Source organism: Streptomyces tauricus, from assembly GCF_014650955.1.
Taxonomy (GTDB): domain Bacteria; phylum Actinomycetota; class Actinomycetes; order Streptomycetales; family Streptomycetaceae; genus Streptomyces; species Streptomyces tauricus.
This window is the reverse complement of record NZ_BMVY01000013.1, coordinates 185,864-204,517: the sequence shown is the minus strand read 5'-3', so window position 1 is coordinate 204,517 and position 18,654 is coordinate 185,864. Positions and strand designations below refer to the sequence as shown.

At 67.5% G+C, this 18,654-nt stretch carries 18 protein-coding genes and 2 pseudogenes; 13 read left to right on the top strand and 7 right to left on the bottom strand.

Annotation, left to right across the window (positions count from 1 at the left end):
- The first annotated feature begins 177 nt into the window (after positions 1–177).
- The 6 genes and pseudogenes from IE278_RS21645 to IE278_RS21625 all read left to right on the top strand — a co-directional run bounded on the left by IE278_RS21645 (position 178) and on the right by IE278_RS21625 (position 7,401).
- A pseudogene (locus IE278_RS21645) lies at positions 178–1,378 on the top strand (IS110 family RNA-guided transposase).
- 387 nt (positions 1,379–1,765) lie between these two features.
- Entirely contained in the window at positions 1,766–3,010 is a 1,245-nt protein-coding gene (locus IE278_RS21640; protein WP_189774714.1) for a lipase family protein, read from the top strand.
- Positions 3,007–4,191 carry a caspase family protein gene (locus IE278_RS21635; RefSeq protein WP_189774711.1) on the top strand — a complete coding sequence of 395 codons (1,185 nt, stop codon included), beginning with the start codon at positions 3,007–3,009 and terminating at the stop codon, positions 4,189–4,191. The genes IE278_RS21640 and IE278_RS21635 overlap by 4 nt, the downstream gene beginning before the upstream one ends.
- Positions 4,188–5,720: a hypothetical protein gene (locus IE278_RS21630; RefSeq protein WP_189774709.1), complete on the top strand. Its 1,533-nt coding sequence runs from the start codon at positions 4,188–4,190 to the stop codon at positions 5,718–5,720. The genes IE278_RS21635 and IE278_RS21630 overlap by 4 nt, the downstream gene beginning before the upstream one ends.
- 692 nt (positions 5,721–6,412) lie before the next feature.
- Positions 6,413–6,709, top strand: a pseudogene (locus IE278_RS43210) (N-6 DNA methylase); the annotation flags it as partial.
- 29 nt (positions 6,710–6,738) lie between these two features.
- Positions 6,739–7,401, top strand: a complete 663-nt coding sequence (locus tag IE278_RS21625) for a sugar nucleotide-binding protein (RefSeq protein WP_373312046.1) — start codon at positions 6,739–6,741, stop codon at positions 7,399–7,401.
- An 89-nt stretch (positions 7,402–7,490) separates the two neighbouring features.
- On the opposite strand, the gene IE278_RS21620 is transcribed toward IE278_RS21625, so the two are convergent.
- The 3 genes from IE278_RS21620 to IE278_RS21610 form a co-directional block, all read right to left on the bottom strand.
- Positions 7,491–8,579, bottom strand: a complete 1,089-nt coding sequence (locus IE278_RS21620; protein WP_189774707.1) for a tyrosine-type recombinase/integrase — start codon at positions 8,577–8,579, stop codon at positions 7,491–7,493.
- A gap of 66 nt (positions 8,580–8,645) precedes the next feature.
- Complete coding sequence (locus tag IE278_RS21615) at positions 8,646–8,852, bottom strand: helix-turn-helix domain-containing protein (RefSeq protein WP_189774705.1); 207 nt, start codon at positions 8,850–8,852, stop codon at positions 8,646–8,648.
- 471 nt (positions 8,853–9,323) lie between these two features.
- Positions 9,324–9,605: a helix-turn-helix domain-containing protein gene (locus tag IE278_RS21610; RefSeq protein WP_189774703.1), complete on the bottom strand. Its 282-nt coding sequence runs from the start codon at positions 9,603–9,605 to the stop codon at positions 9,324–9,326.
- A gap of 259 nt (positions 9,606–9,864) precedes the next feature.
- On the opposite strand from IE278_RS21610, the gene IE278_RS21605 reads away from it, so the two are divergent.
- The 5 genes from IE278_RS21605 (at position 9,865) to IE278_RS21585 (ending at position 15,034) form a co-directional block, all read left to right on the top strand.
- Positions 9,865–10,764 (top strand): hypothetical protein, encoded by a 900-nt coding sequence (locus IE278_RS21605; protein ID WP_189774786.1) that lies wholly within the window; start codon positions 9,865–9,867, stop codon positions 10,762–10,764.
- 47 nt (positions 10,765–10,811) lie between these two features.
- A complete protein-coding gene (locus IE278_RS21600) occupies positions 10,812–11,471 on the top strand; it encodes an ATP-binding protein (protein ID WP_246570470.1) in 660 nt (219 codons plus the stop codon).
- Positions 11,472–12,357: 886 nt separating this feature from the next.
- Entirely contained in the window at positions 12,358–12,702 is a 345-nt protein-coding gene (gene mobC, locus IE278_RS21595; RefSeq protein WP_308434928.1) for a plasmid mobilization relaxosome protein MobC, read from the top strand.
- Positions 12,699–14,438, top strand: coding sequence for a relaxase/mobilization nuclease domain-containing protein (locus IE278_RS21590; RefSeq protein ID WP_189774700.1), 1,740 nt, complete (start codon positions 12,699–12,701; stop codon positions 14,436–14,438). The genes mobC and IE278_RS21590 overlap by 4 nt, the downstream gene beginning before the upstream one ends.
- Before the next feature lie 62 nt (positions 14,439–14,500).
- Complete coding sequence (locus tag IE278_RS21585; RefSeq protein ID WP_189774698.1) at positions 14,501–15,034, top strand: NUDIX hydrolase; 534 nt, start codon at positions 14,501–14,503, stop codon at positions 15,032–15,034.
- Between the two features lie 42 nt (positions 15,035–15,076).
- Here the strand turns inward: IE278_RS21585 and IE278_RS21580 are convergent, their stop codons facing one another.
- From IE278_RS21580 to IE278_RS21565, 4 genes are read right to left on the bottom strand one after another with little or no spacing between them, the layout of a single operon-like run.
- On the bottom strand, positions 15,077–15,271 hold the full coding sequence (locus IE278_RS21580) for a DUF397 domain-containing protein (protein ID WP_246570500.1): 195 nt from the start codon (positions 15,269–15,271) through the stop codon (positions 15,077–15,079).
- Between the two features lie 20 nt (positions 15,272–15,291).
- Positions 15,292–16,146 (bottom strand): helix-turn-helix domain-containing protein, encoded by an 855-nt coding sequence (locus tag IE278_RS21575; protein WP_189774694.1) that lies wholly within the window; start codon positions 16,144–16,146, stop codon positions 15,292–15,294.
- A 7-nt stretch (positions 16,147–16,153) separates the two neighbouring features.
- Positions 16,154–16,678: a DUF6879 family protein gene (locus tag IE278_RS21570; RefSeq protein ID WP_189774692.1), complete on the bottom strand. Its 525-nt coding sequence runs from the start codon at positions 16,676–16,678 to the stop codon at positions 16,154–16,156.
- Entirely contained in the window at positions 16,638–17,057 is a 420-nt protein-coding gene (locus tag IE278_RS21565) for a hypothetical protein (RefSeq protein WP_189774690.1), read from the bottom strand. Before IE278_RS21565 ends, IE278_RS21570 begins: the two co-directional genes overlap by 41 nt.
- 381 nt (positions 17,058–17,438) lie before the next feature.
- Here IE278_RS21565 and IE278_RS21560 point away from each other — a divergent pair, with 381 nt between their 5' ends.
- Together IE278_RS21560 and IE278_RS21555 are read left to right on the top strand one after the other, a co-directional pair.
- Positions 17,439–17,909, top strand: a complete 471-nt coding sequence (locus IE278_RS21560; protein ID WP_189774688.1) for an ATP-binding protein — start codon at positions 17,439–17,441, stop codon at positions 17,907–17,909.
- Positions 17,910–18,014: 105 nt separating this feature from the next.
- Entirely contained in the window at positions 18,015–18,563 is a 549-nt protein-coding gene (locus IE278_RS21555) for a DUF6624 domain-containing protein (RefSeq protein ID WP_189774686.1), read from the top strand.
- The last annotated feature ends 91 nt before the right edge of the window (positions 18,564–18,654 follow it).

The window sequence follows — 18,654 nt, the reverse complement described above, 5'->3', positions numbered from 1 at the left end:
GGGGGGTGGTGTCACCGGGCCGGGGAGGTGCCGTCCGAGACGCTGATGAGAGGCCCGGCCACCGCCCGGTCCGGCGCAATGCCGGACAGCTCGCGGGCGGCAGGTCTGCATAACGTGGATGCGCGAGTACGACACCACTGCCAAGGCCAGCACGTACCACTCTCCCGAAAGGGCGCGATGTTCGACACCGAAGACGTGGGCGTGTTCCTGGGCCTGGACGTCGGCAAGACCGCTCACCACGGCCACGGACTCACCCCGGCCGGGAAGAAGGTCTTCGACAGGCAGCTGCCCAACAGCGAGCCGAAGCTGCGGGCCGTCCTGGACAAGCTGGCCGCGAAGTTCGGCACCGTCCTGGTGATCGTGGACCAGCCCGCCTCGATCGGAGCCCTGCCCCTGACGGTCGCCCGGGACGCCGGCTGCAAGATCGCCTACCTGCCCGGACTTTCGATGCGGCGGATCGCCGATCTCTACCCGGGTGAGGCGAAGACCGACGCCAGGGACGCCGCGGTGATCGCCGACGCCGCCCGCACGATGCCCCACACGCTGCGCTCGCTTCAGCTGACCGACGAGATCACCGCCGAACTGACCGTGCTGGTCGGATTCGACCAGGACCTCGCGGCCGAGGCCACCCGCACCTCCAACCGGATACGCGGCCTCCTCACCCAGTTCCACCCCAGCCTCGAACGCGTCCTTGGCCCCCGACTGGACCACCCCGCCGTGACCTGGCTGCTGGAACGCTACGGATCCCCGGCCGCACTGCGCAAAGCCGGCCGCCGCCGGCTCATCGAGGTGACCCGTCCCAAGGCCCCGCACATGGCCACCCGGCTGATCGACGAGGTCTTCGACGCGCTCGACAAGCAGACCGTCAGCGTTCCGGGCACCGGCACCCTCGACGTCGTGATCCCGTCCCTGGCCCGCTCTCGGCGCTGTCCACGAGCAACGGCGAGCTCTGGAAGCGCAGATCGGGCAGTTGCTGGAGGCTCACCCTCTTTCCCCGGTCCTGACCTCGATTCCGGGAGTCGCGGTCAGGACCGCCGCCACCTTGCTGGTCACCGTCGGCGACGGCACCAGCTTCCCCACCGCCGCCCACCTCGCCTCCTACGCCGGTCTCGCCCCGACCACGAAGTCCTCCGGGACCTCGATCCACGGCGAACACGCGCCCAGAGGCGGCAACCGGCAGCTCAAACGCGCGATGTTCCTCTCCGCGTTCGCCTCCCTGCACGACCCCGCCTCCCGCACCTACTACGACAAGTGCCGGGCCCGGGGAAAGACCCACACACAGGCGCTTCTCCGCCTGGCCCGGCAACGGATCAACGTGCTGTTCGCGATGCTCCGCGACGGCACCTTCTACGAACCCCGAACCCCACGCCTCGCTTGACACAAGACATAGAGGCACCCCCCAGCTCGCCTTTCGCACACAGGCAGCCGCACGACGGACATGCCAGAACTGCACAAGCGGCTTCTGGCGTACGTGATCACCCTCGGCTCCGCCCTGGTTCTAACCGTCGGGTAGGCCATGCGGACCCACCACCTCGTGAACCGCCCCAGCCAGGACCTCGACGTCGCCACCGAGAACGCTGCGCCTGTCCTCGTAATCGATAGTCGGCTGCGCCACCACGATTTCGCTCGCCATAACTCCCCTCCTGGTTCGATGCGCAACGACCTTCCCTAGCGCCAGGGTGGTCGACCGTTTTCTGGACAACTCACTCTGGAACCCCCCGGTGTCGCACAATGAACTATCGGTGAGTGCAAGTCAGGAGGCGCAGTGGCATTGGTACATGTTCACGGTATCGGGAACCGGAAGGCCGACGCCGTGGTGCGCTCCGCCGCACTGCGCGACGAGCTGTTGCGCCAATACCTCCTGCCCGCGACCGGCCACTCCCCCGGCGCTCTACTGTCCAACCCGTGGTGGGGCGAGCTTGTCGCGGAACCGGCTTGGGGGTGGGCCTCGCTGGCCCCAGCCGAGGTGGAGTCGTTGGGTGGCGAAGGCGAGGATCCGCTGGAGGAGGTCGTCGCTGAAGCTCTGGCAGACGCCGTCGCCGGAACGGCACAGCGGGACACCGAGCAGGTCCTGACGGCGACCGCCCGCATCTCGTTGCAGCGGGCGATCGATCTGCTTGCACTGGCCGGCAACGACGCCGAGGAGTCCGAGCCGGGCGCCCTTGCGGAGCTGGTGGCCTTCTGCTCGCGAGCTACCGCGTACTGGGCCGAGAAGACTGACGAGGGCACCCGGGGTGACGGCGCGGAGTTCTTCGTCTGGCTCGAGGAGCTCGAGGAAGACGACGACTTCCTCCACCGCCTCCACGACGAGGTCGCCGACTGGGAGCGACGCACGGGCCGCGGCCCGGCCGAGGCGGGCCCTCAGTCCTGGGAGAGCTTCGGAGTCGAGAGGGGTCTGCCCACCCGCGCCGTCCGCGCGGTGCACCAGCTGCGCGCCTTCGAAGTCTCCGTCCGCACACGGCCCTTGGTCGCTGGTGTCCGCCGCTGGGCCGCCCGTCCGATGGCCTTGCTGATGGGTGACGTCATGGGCTATTTCGCCGAGCGCGGCACCCTGGAGATGCCCGGCCAGATCGTGAAGCGGATCGCTGACTCCCTTGACGAGGCAGCGCGGGACGCCACGCTGCGCGGTGAGCCGTTGGTGGTGCTCGCTCACAGCATGGGCGGGAACATCGTCCATGACGTGCTGTCCCACTTCCGGCCCGATGTGCGGGTGGATCTGCTGGTGACTGTAGGCACTCAGATCGGCCTTTTCGAGGAGCTCAAGCTCTTCGCGTCAAGTGACGACAAGGTGCCGAACCCACGCTGCCCCAAGGTCACCGCGCTGCCGAACGTGAACCGCTGGATCAACGTCCTGGACCGGTCCGACCCGCTGGCCTTCGCGGCCGCTCCGGTCTTTGCCGGCGCGGAGGACCTGGTCTTCCGTACCGGCGCCTGGTGGGCGCACGGGGCCTATCTCACGTCCTGCGACTTCCACGCGCGACTGGCGCGCAGGGTGGGGCAGCCGACATGACCACGGTCTGGGAGAGCGGCGTCGAGGGGCCTGCCGCTCACGCGCTGGTAGTCGGCGTCGGCGCCTATGACTGGTTCCCGGGCGGAACACGGTACGTGAAGGGCCGCAAGGGCGACCGGCTGTCCAAGGAGTTCACTCAGCTGGCCTCTCCCCCGGCGTCCGCACGTGCGCTGTGCGAGGGGTTGCTGGAAGGTTTTCGAGACCTGCCGGATGGAATGTCGCTCGGCAGCCTTGAAGCAGTCGTCTCAGCCCGCGAAGAGATGGTCCTCAAGGGTGATGACGGCGCCGAGGTGCCGCTCGGACCGGCCACCCTCGCGGGGGTGGAAGAGGCATTCAATGCCTGGTACGAGAGGTGCAACAGCCACCCCGACAACGTGGCGCTGTTCTTCTTCTGCGGCCACGGGGTCCAGGTCGGAAGAAGCTCTCAGATCCTCCTGCTTCAGGACACTGGTGAGAACGTGCGGGACTACTTCCGCACCGCAGTGGACCTCCGCGTTCTGGTGGAGGGGATGGAGAAGAACAGCGCCCGGGTCCAGTGTTTCTTCGTCGATGCCTGCCGCTTCGCTCCGGAACAGCTGTACGAGGAGGGGGACGTCCGCGCCACGCATCTGTTGACACCGCCGCGCCGACCGCGCACCCGCGACAGAGTCGTCGTCCACTCCACTCTCCCGGGCACCAAGGCACACGGCCCGCTGGGAGGAGTCACCCGCTTCACCGAGGCGGTCCTGCGTGCCCTAAGGACACCCGACTCAGACTCCGCGGGCGAAGCCTGGGCAGTGACCACGGAGACCGTCGGGAAATTCGTGCGTGAGCTCATGGCCTGGCCGGGGCTGCGGCAGGACGGCATCATCATGCCGCAGCAGCACTGTGACTTCTCCTCGCTAAGCACGAGCACGGGCGGCGTTCTCTTCTCGTTCGACGAGGCTCCTGCGGTCCCCTTTCACTTCGACACATCGCCCGGGGAGTCCTTGTCTGACGCCGAGTGGGCGCTCATGGATCAGGAACACCAAAAGCTGTACGCGTCCCGCCCGCCGATGCCTGAACCCTGGATCGGGCACGGACCCGTCGGCCCGGTGTGGGTCGAGGTGTCGTTCGCCGACGGTCGCTTCCGGGGCCGCAGCGACGAAGTCTGGATGCAGGCGCCCTGCCGTGCGCGGACGGTGGAGGTGCAGGAGTTGTGAGCGTCACTACGGCACACGTCGACATCGTGGCTCCCCCGGTGCCTAGTGCCACTCCGGGCGCGGTCGTCGGCGCGGCCGAGGTCCTTGATCGTGGCAACCGCCGGCTGGCGCGGGTCCCGCTGCGCGCTGGAATGTCGACCCCAGTGGAGATCCCGTACGAGGAACGGTGCCTGGTCCACGGCTGGTCCCCCTATCTTTCGGTTCAGTCCATCGCGGTGACCGGTGGCCACACCCGGCGCGCCGTGCTTTCCGCGCGGCGCGCGAACGAGGAGAACCCGAGTGCCAAGAAGTCTGGTCGGGCCGCAAGTGGCTGGGTCCGACTATGGGGTTGGGCGCCAGACAGCCACTGGACCGTACGGGACCCGTCGGACATGGCCACGAGGCAGGCCGCGACGGTGGCCACCCCGCAAGGTGGCCCCAGCATCCTACAGATCGGTGGCGGCCGAAGGCGTCCGGTATGCACACTGGTGCCGGAAGCATCCCTTTTCACCCTGCGGCCGACCGAGCATCGGCCGCAGGGTCCGGTGGAGGTCCGCCCCGTCGCGGACTCAGGTTTCACCCTGCTGGAGGCGCTACGGCTCGGGGAATGGGGCTGGGCCGCCATCGTGGAGCGGGTTTGGTGGGACGATCCTGGCGTACGAGGCACTCCACTCTTCGATCTGGCGGTCGCTTATCTGGCATGCAGACGCGGCGACTTGGACCGTGTCGACCAGTGGAAGGAGATGAACTGGGACCGCTATGAGACCGGCCCCGCTCGGATCGACGTCTTGGCCGTGGACGCGTGGCTTGCTCGGCGCCGCAGTGACTCACGGCACCTCGCCTGGGCCCTGGCCCAACTCGCCGATGCACGAGGAGCTCCACTTCTGTCCGAGGGCTTGGACCTACTCGCCGCGGAGCTGGCCCGCCCGTTGCTGGAATCGCAGGCACCGGAGTCAGGTGAGGCGCTGCGCCGCCTCCTGGCCCCCTACCTGCGCGCATCGCTGCCGTCGTCACTCTCCTCATTCACCGCCGCTCATCCGGAAAGGCCGGAACCCCGGGCACCGAAAGGGGCGCGGCCCGGCAACTCGCTGCCCTTCCACGTGGAAGCGGACGCGAGCGCCTTGCGGATCGAGTGGCGTGTGCTGAGCGGCGCGCCGTCGCAGGGCAGGGATTACGGACTCGCCGCCCAGAGGGCGCTGCCCCGCGAGCCCGGCCTGATGATCAGTGCGCCAGAGGGGCTCCACGAGTGGCTCATCATCGAGGACGAGGACCCGATGGTGCTCTGGCGGCTGGCCCGCAGGCTCCTCGACGAGGGGGCAACGGACGGAGTGTCCTTCGTGCCTGGCCGCGATGCAGTCGCGGTGGCGCTGCCGGGGCTGCGAGCGGGTCGAGTGGCGGCCGTTCTGTCCAGTCTCCAGAGACAGGGTTTGGTGCAGCGCCTCGAACTCAGTCTGGGCGGCGCGCGCCGGGAGCTGCACATGGCGAACGCTGCCGAGGCCGAACAAATTCTAGCCGTGCTACTGCGAGAGGGCCACCAATCGTCGCCGTAGGGGCCCGGCCCGCGTCCGCCCCCGCACACGCTCGACCACCCGCCCAGCATGATCAGCATGATCAGCAGCACGCCATCGGCAAGGTCGGTGTCCGCGACTCGCTGGGCGGGCCCACCAACCTCGCCTGGCAGGGCCGGCATAGACCAAATGCCACAACAGGCGGATCACGGCGGGGTAGTGAGACGAAGCTGTGGCTACCATGCTGATCAGCACAGCGCCGGACGAGAACCGTGTATGGGCGGTGCGGGGGAGGGTGAGTGTCCAGGGACGGGAACCGCGCGCTGGCGGACCATATCTGGTCCATGTCAGATCTGCTGCGGGGGGGGACTTCAAGGCAAGCGAATACGGCAAGGTGGTTCTGCCCTTCACTTGCTGCGCCGGATGGACTGCCTGCTCCAGCAGGCGGAAGAGGGGTGATCTACCGGGGCCGCAGCCGCGTGAGGACTGGAAGGTCTTCGGTCGGACGCGGACACCGAGTCTGAGCGGGAGCTGACAGAGCAACTACACTTCTTCACACGGAATTTCCCCACCGCTGTCGTCGAAGCATTGGACGCCTTCGACTTCGCGGTGACCGTGCGCCAACTGGCCGGAGCTCGGCTGCTGTAGCCCGTCCTGTCCCGGTTCACCACCCTCGACCTTGGTGAGGAGCGCGGTTCCGCACCGGCGGATGGGACAGGGAGTACGACGAGCGGCTACGTCGCTTTACCGCGGCGTCACCGGAGCTCTTCTGTGAGTTCACAACACCCAAGAGAGTGTCCGCTGCAACCGTGAGGTTGCTACTCGGCCCCGACAGCATGGCTCTAGCGGTCACGTGCGGGTCGCTTCCGGTACACGACCCGTGCTGCGGTGCCGAGGGTCTGTTCTCGGCGGTCGAGGAGTTCCTGCGCGATGTGGCTAGCGCTGCCGAACTCGTCGCTGTCGGCCAGGAACTCTGGGACGCAGATGCTACGTTCCGCTCCCGCTCCAGTGCTGCGCAGGTCGGCGCCTGACATCAGCTCGACGTCGTGATCCCGCACAGGTGGAAGCGCTCCTGGCTACGGTGGCACCTCGCGTGGTGGTCAACGTGACAAGCGACGGTGTGGACTGGGCGATTACTGCGGACGGCTCCATCCGCATGGCCACCGCGAAGCTTGGAATCCGCCTGGTGCACGTCTCCTCCGATGCCGTGTTCTCCGGCATCGGCAAGACCCGTTACGACGAGACCTGTGCCCCAGTCCCGATCACCCCGTACGGAGCCGCGAAAGCCGCCGATGAGACCTCTGTGCTACTGCTGTGCCCGGACGGCGTTGCCGACCACACCTCCCTGATCATCGGCGACGGAGGATACCACCGCGAACGGGTGGTGCACGAACTGGCTGCCAACGAGCGGGAGGGAGTTCTGTTCACGGACGGCATCCGCTGCCCTGTCCACGCCGCCGATCTCGCGGCCGGTCTGTGGAAGCTCGCGGCCTCGACCGAAACAGGCGTCTTCCACCTCGCCGGCACCGACGCCCTCAGCCGCTACTCTCTGAGCGTGCTCAGCGCCCGCCGCGACGGCATCGCACCCTCCTTGCTACCCGTCGGCCGTCGGGCGGATACCCGGCTGCTGGGGGCACTGGACGTACGCCTCGGCAGCCACGCCACACAACACCGGCTGGGCATCAGGCTCCGCGGTGCCAGAGAGTTCCTCGACATGAGGTGACACCCGTTGGCCGACCCCAGTCCGTTCGGGCGTCACCTGCCGTAAGACGCCTCCACTCCTGTCCGGTGCGGACGGGGGGGAGGCAAGGTTCATGTAGTGATGGTGAGCGGGTTTTCCATGCTTTTCCAGGCTCCGAGGACGGCCTTGTGGGCGTCCGGCTGCAGGTGGGCGTAGCGCTGGGTGGTCTGGAAGCTCTCGTGGCCGAGGAGGTGTTGAACCTCGTAGAGCGAGACTCCCTTCTGGACGAGCCATGAGGCGCAGGTGTGGCGCATGGAGTGCGGCGGGTAGTGCGGGACGAGCTGCAGCTCGCCGTCGTCGCCGAAGTGGAACGCGGCCTCGACGGCGGGCCACCAGGTCTGCCGGCGCCAGTTGCTGTCGGCGAGTAGGCGCCCGGAGCGGCCCTTGGTGATGGTGGTGAACACCACCGCGTCGCGGTCGAGCCGGTGGATGTGGCGTTCGAACGCTTCCAGGACGTGGGGCGGGAGCGGTACCTCCCGGCGGCTCTTGGAGCTCTTGGGGTATTCCTTGATGCCGCTCTTGGTGTTGACCTCCACCACGAACAGGCGCGAGCGGCGCACGTCGATGCGGTGGCGGTGCAGGCCGGAGAGTTCTCCCCAGCGCAGTCCGGTGTAGAAGCCGAGCAGGCACATCGTGCGCCAGGCGGGGGCCAGTTGGTCGAGGATGCTCTGCGCCTGGTCGGGCGTGAACCACTGCGGCGGTTTGACGGCGATAGGCGGCAGATCGATGCTGCGGCACGGGCTGACCGCGATCACATCGTCGTCGACCGCCGCGCGCATGATCGACGACGTCAGGTTGTAGGCCCGCTTGATCGCAGCAGGGCCCGTGCCCTTGTCGACCAGGGAGCGGATCCAGCTCTGGACGTCCATGCGGGTGATGGCCCGCATCTCCCAGTCCGCCCAGTGGGGCATGACGTGGTTCTTGATGCTGGACGCGTCGCCGCGCAGGGTGTGGGGTTCGACGATGCGGGCGTTCCACCATCGGTCGTGCCACTCCCGGAACGCGATTTCGCCGGCCCGCGGGTCGCGTACCGCTCCGCGAGCGAACTGGGTCTCCAACTCAATGCCCCAGGCCCGCGCCTGGGCCTTGAGGGGGAAGGATTCGCTGAACCGGTCGCCGGTCCGGTTGCGTACGGTCGCCTGCCACCTACCGGACTTCAATCTACGCAGGTACGTGGTACTGCTCCTTCACGCAGGAACGGTGAGGGCCAAAGTGCCGGTGAGAGATCACCGGCGGGCGCGCGGGGAGACGACCAGCCTGCTGGCGATGAACTCCTCCAGCCCTGCAGCAGGGACACGGACGCGGGAGCGTTGTGTCCCGGTACGCAGATCGACGACGGGAAGGTCTCCGGCGGCGATGAAGCGGTAGACGGTGCGGCGGTCGACGTCCAGGGCGGCGGCCACGGCAGGGATGGACAGCAAACGGGCAGGCATGGGCGACTCCTTGGAGACAAGGGGGAGGAAAGAACCGGCGATTCGATTTCGCCGGGCTGCCGGGCGATGTAGGACGAAGGTCAACCGGCCCGGTCAGGGCAGTGGGACCACATCGCCCAGGAGATGTGTCACGTGATGGCCGCAGCGAGGTACGGACCGCAGAAGGTCCGAATGTGTACGGCGGTGGGCCCGCGCACAGATCTTGGGCCAGAGCGCGGAACGGTTATTACTGCTCAGGCGGGTGCACTGTGCCCGCCATGAAGGCGAAGAAGGGAAACACCGATCCCGAGGATTCCTCTTCAATCCATTCCAGAAGGACACGAATGCGCCCCTCGAAGAGCAACAAAAACTCGCCTATTGCGGGCTGCGGCAAACTGCTCGGCTCCTCACACACAGCATTGGGACACGTCGGCGCCCCGGGTCGTTCAATGGTCTGGAGAATCGCCGGTTTGGCCAACCGGCGATCGTCGGTTACATTGCCCCGCCGTCCGGTCGGGGACGCGCACCGGCATCGTGGAGGAGCGTCTGGGGAGCCACGCCGAGAGCGGCGGCGATGACTACGAGGTCGTCGACGTCGCAACGGCGAACTCGTCTTTCGATGCGGGAGAGTTGGGTGAAGGTCAAGGGCCGGCCGAGGGCGGTGACGCGGTCGGCGAGTCGGCGCTGCGAGTAGCCGCGCGTGGTGCGCAGGCGCTCTATGGCGTGTGCGGCGGCTTGTCCGGCGGGACCGATTCCGAGGGGGCGTGGCGGCATGGGTGTGTTGTAGCTTGCTTTCCCGAGCCAGGGGAAGCGGTGTGGTGTCTGCCGTGAGCGATGCACGCGAGGTGCCGGTTTCCGGCACCCCTTTTCCTTGACCGGCGTTTCGGGTTTATGGTTTTCCAGCCCCGCACGATTACTACAGAGTTTGTAAGTCAACTCTGGACTTGTGCGCGGCGGGTGTGGCTGTGTTGTCCACGCGCCCCGGCGTTTCGCCGGACAACGCCCCGAATCGCGACGAAGGTGGTCGATCGACATCGCCCGTATCCGCACCATCAAGCCCGAAGCGTTCGCCTCCGAGTCGTTGGCGATGGTGTCCCTGTCCGCGGAGCGGACGTTCTTCGGGCTGCTCACGCAGGCCGATGACCGCGGCCGGTTCCGCGACCAGGCCGCGGTCATCGCCGGCCTGCTGTGGTCGCTGCGCCCGGACCACGGCCCCATGGACGTCGATGACGACCTCAGCCAGCTCCAGGAAGCCGGGCTGATCTGCCGCTACGAGGGCGGCGACGGCAAACGGTACCTGCACCTCGTCACCTTCGCCCGCCACCAGAAGATCAACCGGCCCAGCGGCGTGCGCCACCCCGACTGCCCACACCACGACCACGGACACCTCGGCCCTGCCCGCGAGCCGGCACCGAGTACTCACAAAGACCTCACGGAGCACTCCGTGACCCCTCACGGTGCCGGGGCGGTGATCCCGCCTGTCGAAGAAGGTGCTGGTCAGCGGGTACTCAGTGAGCCCTCATCGCCAGCTCACGAACCGCTCACGCAGCGCTCCGTGAGCCCTCACGGTCCGGATCTAGGACCTAGGAACGTGGATCTAGGATCTTCCCCTTCGGGGGGCGCGAGCGCCCCCGCGCCTGCGAGCGTCTCGGCGAAGGACCTGATCGGCGAGTACGTCGCCGGATGTGCCGAACGCCCGCCTGGCAGCTTCCTGGGACACCTGGGACGCGAAGTGCGCAACCTGCTGGCCGAGGGCATCAAGGCCGACCACATCCGCGCCGCGCTCATCCAGCAACGGGCCAAGGGAGTGCACCCCAGCGTGCTGCCCAGCCTCGTCAACGACGTGATGAACACCCCCACGCGCAGCACCGCCTCGAGCCGGGCCTGGACCAACCCGGCCGATACCGCAGCGGCTTACGGAGGCCAGCTCTGAACACCACCACCGGCACCCGCGGGCGCCCGCCGCAGTCCGTCGGCACCGTGACGGCCCGCCTCGAAGACATCCTCACCGCCCGCGGCCTCGACCCCACAGCCACGGCAGCACCGCCACCGGAGGAACCGGTCAGCGCCCTGGAGCTGGCCGACAGACGCATCCCCGCCCGCTACCGCGGCGCCCTCGCCGACCACCCCCAGATCACCGCCTGGGCCACCCAGATCGCCGAAGCAGGACGCCCAGGCCCGGCCGGTGCACCCGGTATATCCGAGGGCGGCTCATTGCTGATCGTCGGCCCCACCGGCACAGGCAAGACCCACCAGGCATACGGCGCCATCCGCACCCTCCTGCACCGAGGCGTCCGCCTGCGCTGGGAAGCCACCACCAGCGCCGACCTCCACGCCCGCCTGCGCCCCAGCTCCCGCACCGGCCATGACAGCGAACGCGAGCTGCAGACCCTGGCCCGCTGCCCGCTGCTGCTCCTGGACGACCTCGGCGCGGCCAAGACCAGCGAGTGGACCGAGGAGCTGACCTACCGGCTCATCAACCACCGCTACGAGCACCTGCTCCCCACCCTCATCACCACCAACCTCCCCACCGCCGAACTCCGCACCACCCTCGGCGACCGCGTCGCCTCCCGCCTCGCAGAGATGACCGAACGCGTCATCCTCACCGGCCCCGACCGCCGACGCGAGGACCCCACCTAGACCCACCAAGGCACGCCGCCCCTACAGCCGGCCGGTCGGCGTCTGCGCACAGACCGTCCGGTTCGGGGACCGTCGCCATACATGGGGACCGGTCCCCAGCAGAGCGGGGACCGTCCCGGGGACCGACTGCCTCCAACAGCGGGGACCGACGCCACCTCTTGGGGACCGGTCCCCGACGGCACTACTTCGGGGACCGGTCCCCGAGCCGAACACGGCACCGCACGGGGACCGGTCCCCAACGGACCAATCGGCCCCGGGGACCGGGGACCGGGGACCGGGGACCGGGGACAACAAACAGATCAACGCCTTACAAGAGCAGCCTCGGTCCCCGCAGCACACTCGGGGACCGCCCATGCGGGGTGGCCGGGGACCGACGCCTTCGTCGCCTGCCGGGACCGATAGACACGGCGACCAACTGGCACCACGGTCCCCTCAAACGGGGACCAACCCCGGGGACCGGCCCCCGGGACCGGATGAAGAAGGCCGGTCTCCACGGTCCCCGATCCGGTACATCCCCGCAGGACCGTCCCGGTCTTGACTGGCCTCTCTCACGCCCCGACCACCACGGACCGCCCCGCCTCAAATACTTCGTCAAGGGACTTCCATGCAACAGCGTCACCCTCAGACGTCCACCGAGGCGCACCAGAACGCGACCTCCCCAGCCCCAAACGGCACAGCAAGTTGGAGGTTCGGACACTCCCCCTCAGGGGGTGCGTCCGAACCCGACCCCGCCCCGGGGGTGGCGGTGCCCGTCCGGCGCCAGGGGGCGCCGGACGGGAAGGCTGCGGCCGAGGGCGGACCGCAGCCAGACAAGGCCAGCCGCAAGCGCAGGGCCAGGAAGGGGAGGTCGCGTCCGCGTGACAAGAAGCAGCGCCCCGCTCACAGCGTGCGCCTGAACCCACAAGAACTCGCCATCATCCAGTCCGGCGCCGACCACGTCGGCATGAGCGTGGCCGGGTTTATGGCCCATTGCGCCCTGGCCGCCGCCCGCGACCAGTCGCGCACCGCGGCAGCGATCGCCACTGACCGCGACATCCTGATGGCCTTGTTCGGGGTGCGCCGTCAGTTCGGCTGGGCCGGCAGCAACGTCAACCAGGTCGCCAAGGCCCTCAACTCCGGTGGTGACGCACCGCATGTGGACGCCGTCCTCGCCGACCTGCAACGTGCCGCACAAGCCGTCCAGCGAGCGGCAGACCGGGTCGAAAACCGGCAGGAGGACCGAGCAGCTTGATCCCCCGGATCCACCAGCAGGGCAGCAACACCCTCGGGCTCCTGCACTACCTGTACGGCAAGGGCACCCACGAGGAGCACGTCGACCCACATCTGGTCGCGTCCTTCGACGGCATGGCCCCCGACCCCGGTCGCGACCCTTCGGTGACGAAGAAGGACCTCCAGCACCTCCTCGACCAGCCCCTGTCCCTGCTCGCCACCGACCAGCGTCCCGAGAAGCACGTCTGGCACTGCTCGGTGCGCGCTGCCCCCGACGACCCGATCCTGTCCGACGAACAGTGGGCCGGCATCGCCCGCCGTACGGTGGCCGCCACCGGCATCGACCCCGGTGACGGCGCCGGCTGCCGCTGGGCCGCCGTCCGGCACGCCGACGACCACATCCACATCATCGCCACCCTCATCCGCGAAGACGGCCGCCGCCCCGACCACCACCGCTCCGGCCAACGCGCCCAGACCGAATGCCGTCTGATCGAAAAGGAACTCGGCCTGCACCAGGTCGCGTCCGGAGACGGCACCGCCGCCAAGCGGGCCACCAGCGCCGAACGCCACAAAGCCAAGCGCCAAGGCCGCGAGCGCACCGCTCGCGATCAACTGCGAGAGTTGGTGCGTCGCGCGGTGGCCGGCGCGATGGGCGAGGAGGAGTTCTTCGACCGGCTGGCCGCCACGGGTGTCCTGATCCGCAAGCGCCTGGCGCCCTCCGGTGACCTGCTCGGCTACAAGGTCGCCCTCCCCCAGGACCGCAACAAGGACGACGAGCCGGTCTTCTACGCCGGTTCCACCCTCGCACCCGACCTGTCCCTGCCCCGCATCCGCGACCGCTGGACCCTCCCCGAAGAAACTGCCACCGCCTCGGCAGACAGCTCCGGCCCGCACCAGCCCTCCCTGCCGCCGGTGACAGGTCCCGCATTCGCACAGCGCCGGGCCACCACCGCCGCATGGCAAGCCCTGCTGATCATCGACCACGGCGACGACGGCACCGCGGCAGCCCAGATCGCAGCGGGCGGAGAAATCCTGGACGCGCTCGCCACGACCTCCGCCGCCCACACCCGCGCCTCCCTCCGTGAAGCGGCCCTCACATTCGAACGAGCCGGCCGCTCCCACGTGAGAGCAGTACGCGGACACGACCGCGCTCTGCGCCACGCCGCTCGCGACCTCCTCCACAGCGGACCCGCTTCCGGCCGCGGCGAAGACGGCGCCACCACCGCCATGCTCATCGACATGGCCTTCTTCCTCGCCATCACCGCAGCGAACTGGCACGCCAAAAAGCACCACAGCCAGCAGGCCGCCGCAGCCCACCAAGCCGCCGAACACCTCCGCGCCGCCTACCAGGTGGCCGCGGCCGAGCCCATGGCCGTCCTTGGCCGACGAGGCCGACGCCTGCCCCCGCTTACCCGACAGCGGCAAGCCGACCTGCTGCATCAGGTGCTGCCGGACCTGGCCGAGCGCATCCAGACCGAAGGAAGCTGGCCCGCCCTGGCCGCCACCCTCGACGACACCCGCAAAGCCGGCCACGACCCGGCCACCCTGCTCGCCGACGCCGCCCGACGACGCGAACTCAACACCGCCGACTCCATCAGCGACGTCCTCATATGGCGCCTACGTCGCAGCGCCCGCTTACCCGCCCTAGCAGAAAGTCCCTACGCCGCGTCCATGCGAGACAACCGACGCACTCCGGCCCTGACGTCGACCGCGCCAGCAGCGAACAGCGCAGTGAAGGACTCCAGCCGTCAGCGCTGACTGGCAGCCTTTCATCTCAGCCGGCCTGAGACCCTGGAGTCCGATCGAGAGGGGCCGCGGGCATGGAGTGGAAGACCTACGGTGAGCGCCAGATCTACAACAACCCCTGGGTGAACCTGTGGTTGGTGGATGTCCAGCAGCCGGACGGGCGTCGCTGGGAGTACCACGTCGTTCGTCTGCGGCATCTGGCCGTGGCCGCCGTGATCAACGACCGCCAAGAGGTGTTGATGATGTGGCGGCACCGCTTCATCACCAACTCGTGGGCCTGGGAGCTCCCCATGGGCTTGGTGGAGGAGGGCGAGACTCCGGAGGAAGCAGCGGCTCGCGAAGTACTGGAGGAGACCGGCTGGCGCCCTGGCCCGATCAAGCCTCTGATCTATGCCGAGCCAGCCAACGGGATCACCGACTCGCAGCATCACGTCTTCCGCGTCGACGGTGCGACCTACTCCGGACCGCCCACGGAGAAGAACGAGTCCGACCGCATCGAGTGGGTCCCCCTCAGCGAGGTGCGGGGGATGATCGACCGTCGTGAGGTTGTGAGCAGCGGGTCTCTGGTCGGTCTGCTGTACCTGCTCATGGATGAAACGATCCGCTGACCGGTGGGAGGACTTCCCGTAGCCGGGCCTCAAAGGCCAGGGCTACGGGTTCTCGCCTGTGTGTTTTCTCCGCCTGACGTGCTCCACGAAAGCCACCCAGGTAGCTCGGTGGACTTCGATCATTCCCCGGCCGCGCGCCTTGGTATCTCGGACCATCACCATAGTCAGGTCGTTGTCTGCTACTTCAACGCAGTTCTGCGTTTCTGTGTAGGAGCTGGTTCGCCAGTTCAGGTCCATCGGCTGCATGGTGCACTCTCCTAGTCGTTCGGGATCTGGTCGTAGTGCTGGATCGCCGTGGAGATGAGATCTCGGACGGCGGTGCCGTAGACCGCTGACTGCTTCAGGAGGGCGAACGCCTTGGTGTACAGCTCGATTTCTCGGGGCTGAGAGACGGAGAGCTCCGCCGAGTAGGTTTCGACGAGGACAAGTCGGCTGTCAAACATCGAGAACGCGTTGCCTGGCCAAATGAGGGTCGGAGCGGATTTAGGGACGATGCCCAGGCTGAGGCGGGGAAGACGCATCACCGCCAGGAGGCGGTCGAGCTGTCCCCTCATCACTTCTGGGCCGCCGAAGTTGGTGTAGAGGGCCTGTTCGCCGAGGAGGACGTTGAAGATGCGTTCGCCCTGGTACAGGTACTGCTGGCGTTCGAGCCGCTTCGCCACGGCCGCTTCGGTGTCGTTGGGAATCTCGTAGTAGCTGACGCCCTGTTGGAAGACCTCGGCAGCGTAGTCCGCGGTCTGGAGGGTTCCCCAGATGAGCGTGGGGTGCCAGATGCGGAAGACCTTGGTCTTGGCGTACACCGGAATAGCTTGGCGCTGTCGCTTTTCGACGCCCGTCTGGAGTTGCCGACGCCATTCGAGCCATAGCTCATCGACATGACGGACGATCGCGACCAGGTCGCCGAGTTGATCCCCCTGGCCGGTGGTCTCACACCAGACTCGGATGTCGGCCTCGCTGGGGCGCTGCTTGCCATTCTCAATGCGAGAGACCTTCGACTCCTGCCACAAGGTGGCACGCGCGAAGGCCCGGCCGCTGGCAAATCCGGCGTCCTTGCGGAAGCCGCGCAGCCGGGCACCAAGCGCTTGCAGTGCTTCTTGTACTTGGGTGCTCACGGGTCGGTCAGGGCTTGTACTCAGAATGCGGGATGGCTGCCGACCACAGCAGGTCCCGTAGGCGCACGCACTCGGCCACGGTGTCCGGGGCCTCGATCAGTTCTGACCCGAGCACCCTGCCATCCGAAGCGAAGTGGCCCACGGCGAGCAGGCGGTCGTCGTACAGCCACCAGTCGCTACCTTCCACGGGGAAGGTAATGCCCTCTGGCAGGCAGTGCCGGGGCAGCCAGCGGATCTCTTCGCCAGCCTCCTCGTTCAGGGTGGTGGTGGCGTGCTCCCACTGGATGTAGGAAGTGTGCGGCTCGGTCACGACCCGGACGCGTCGGACGGCTTTCCCTTGCCTGGTGACGCGCCGGATGAGCTGTGTCCAGGGTTCCATGTAGGAGTAGTCGACGGTCTCGCCGCGGAGCCAGTTCGCGAACGGACTGTCCTCGTCGGGAACGGAGTAGTCGTCTCTCAGCTCCAGATGGAATGCGTCGTGCGCGAAGCTTTCAAAGAGCTGGTTGCGCTCGGCGCTGGAGATCAGCTCCACGCGGTTCCTCCAGTAGGGCGGTGATCGCGGCCTTGGGGACCTCGACCACGGTCTCGTAGTCCGGAATCTCCATCTGAGCCAGGGTCTCGGGGTCGGTCACCTCGCGGCCCTGGACCACGAACGTACCGTTCGGCGTGAGGATCATGATCGGATCCTCGACGCGCCTGATCTCCCCGACCGCCAGGTCGTCCTCGGTGAGGTGCTCGAACAGCTCTGTGGGCACCTCAACCGCCGTCTCCCCCTCCGGGATCTCAAGCTGCATCAACAGGTCGTTCGCGAAGATCTTCCAACCCTGGACGAGGTAGGTGTCCCGGTCCGTGGCGTAGAGGGTCGGGCAGTCACCGACCGTGGAGTTCTTACCAAGGAACCGTAGCTTCATGGTTGTTCTCCTGTCTGCTGCCTTGCTCAGGTTTGTTCGACTCAGCGATGGTCTGCGATGCGTTGTGACCGGTCAATGAGCTTGCTGCAAACTCGCGCAATCTACTTGGATCCTGGCCCACAACCGCTCTAGCTTCATCTGCGAACCCCACCATCCAAGGCAAGCCCTCAGACGCGGGAGGCAAGTGTCTCTGGGTTGTCTGGCGGCTCTACGACTGCCCGAGAGATCGCGATGGCCGCACGCAAGTAGGCCCGTGCCCGACAACTCAATAGCCGCACATGAAGCATTTCTACCCCTCAATTCACCACCAAGGATCGCCTGCCGAACCATTCCTGGCTATTGATCGCTGATCGTAAAGTGAGAATCCGTGAAGAAGGCGGCATGACATCGACTGCAATCATCACTGATAATGCTCCCGACGCCAGTTTCCTTTTCCTCCCGCGTACCGGCCTTGAGGTGGTCTTCGCTCGCGGCCATGGGTCTGGAAATGGGGCTGTAGCTCTTGTGGACCTGCTCTGGCCACAGCGGATACGCAGTGTCGTACGGGCTGGCCTGAGCTGCTGGGAACGACCGGCGCTCATCGCGGACGCCGAGTTACTCGTCACCGAGCTGGTCACCAACGCGCTCAGACACGGCCGCGGTGATGTCGGAGTTCGTTTGTCCTTTGCCACCGGTCACCTGCGGATTGAGGTCCGCGACGGCTCGCCCGAGGTTCCCGAACCACAGGCAGCGAGTTCCTTGGACGAGGGCGGCCGTGGACTCTTCCTAGTCGAGGCCATCGCCGACGACTGGGGCATCAGCGACGACGGCTTCATCACCTGGTGCGCCCTCTACCTGCACGACGCCCCCTGATTGCACAAACCACTCCAGGCCCTACCCGATAGCCATCTGCGCCTGAACCGCATCGAGGGAATTCCCGATGTCCGCCGACGACTGACCTTCCGAGTTGATGCCCCCATGACCACGACGAAACCGGCCCCGCCCGACTTCGGCATCGACCTCCTGCGTTGCCTGTGGCGCGCGGAAGGGCTCGAAGCAAGCATGCCCGGAGCGGACGCAGCGGCGGCCAAAGCCCTTGTTGACCTGTTCGCCGCGGAGACAGACCTCCTACGACGCATCCTGGGCGAGCACGGCTGGCCTGGCTACCAGCTCGTCGGCCAGCATGCCTCGCTATGCGCCTGGCGGATCGCAACGTACTGCACCGACGGTGCACTGCAGGCCCGTGCGCTGGAGCTGCTGGGTAAGGCCGTGCACCAAGGCGACGCCAACCCATTGCACTACGCACTACTGGCCGATCGGATCTGTTTCAACCTCGGACAGCCGCAGCGCTTCGGAACGCTCTACGTCCCAACGCACGTCGGCTTCCTCCGGCTCTACCGTGTCGTAGAGCCGGAACGGCTCGATGACCGGCGCTACGCCCTGGGTCTCGAACCGCACGCCGAGTGGGCGAACCGGCTCCAGGCGCAGTCCCTGCCGACCGAGCTTGCAGCCGGCGCCTCCGGCTGACCCAACAAGCCCCTTCGGGCCGCAGTCAGCAGTCCCGGCTCCCCCTATGGCCAGCGGATCACGTGGGCTGCGGCCCGACGCCCCACCCCCT

Coding starts and splice junctions, on each gene's coding strand:
- IE278_RS21635 (WP_189774711.1), top strand. CDS start 3,007: ATGACCACGGTCTGGGAGAGCGGCGTCGAGGGGCCTGCCGCTCACGCG.
- IE278_RS21560 (WP_189774688.1), top strand. CDS start 17,439: ATGACATCGACTGCAATCATCACTGATAATGCTCCCGACGCCAGTTTC.
- IE278_RS21580 (WP_246570500.1), bottom strand. CDS start 15,271: ATGGACCTGAACTGGCGAACCAGCTCCTACACAGAAACGCAGAACTGC.
- IE278_RS21585 (WP_189774698.1), top strand. CDS start 14,501: ATGGAGTGGAAGACCTACGGTGAGCGCCAGATCTACAACAACCCCTGG.
- IE278_RS21615 (WP_189774705.1), bottom strand. CDS start 8,852: ATGCCTGCCCGTTTGCTGTCCATCCCTGCCGTGGCCGCCGCCCTGGAC.
- IE278_RS21555 (WP_189774686.1), top strand. CDS start 18,015: ATGACCACGACGAAACCGGCCCCGCCCGACTTCGGCATCGACCTCCTG.
- IE278_RS21565 (WP_189774690.1), bottom strand. CDS start 17,057: ATGAAGCTACGGTTCCTTGGTAAGAACTCCACGGTCGGTGACTGCCCG.
- IE278_RS21610 (WP_189774703.1), bottom strand. CDS start 9,605: ATGCCGCCACGCCCCCTCGGAATCGGTCCCGCCGGACAAGCCGCCGCA.